Annotated in this window: 1 protein-coding gene; it reads left to right on the top strand. The window is 74.4% G+C overall.

All coding sequences use genetic code 11. The features are described from left to right. The coding region (locus tag FLP08_RS17285) for a hypothetical protein (RefSeq protein ID WP_238388523.1) at positions 1-387 on the top strand (387 nt) is incomplete at both ends.

Below are 387 nucleotides of genomic sequence, written 5' to 3'. Positions count from 1 at the left end.
CCGCGGGCGCCGGTGTACCTGTCGATTCCCTACGACGACTGGGCGCAACCGGCGCCGGCCGGCGTCGAACACCTGGCTGCGCGCCAGGTCAGCGGCGCCGCGCTGCCGGCGCCGGCATTGCTGGCCGAACTCGGCGAGCGCCTGTCGCGCTCGCGCAACCCGGTGCTGGTGCTCGGTCCGGACGTCGACGGGGCGAATGCCAACGGCCTGGCTGTGGAACTGGCGGAGAAGCTGCGGATGCCGGCCTGGGTCGCGCCGTCGGCCTCGCGTTGTCCGTTCCCCACCCGCCATGCCTGCTTCCGCGGCGTGCTGCCGGCGGCCATCGCCGGGATCAGCCGGCTGCTGGACGGCCACGACCTGATCCTGGTGGTCGGCGCGCCGGTGTTC

It is taken from the genome of Christiangramia aestuarii (assembly GCF_009735585.1).
In the GTDB taxonomy this organism is placed as follows: domain Bacteria; phylum Bacteroidota; class Bacteroidia; order Flavobacteriales; family Flavobacteriaceae; genus Christiangramia; species Christiangramia aestuarii.
This window is presented reverse-complemented; position numbering and strand designations above follow the sequence as displayed.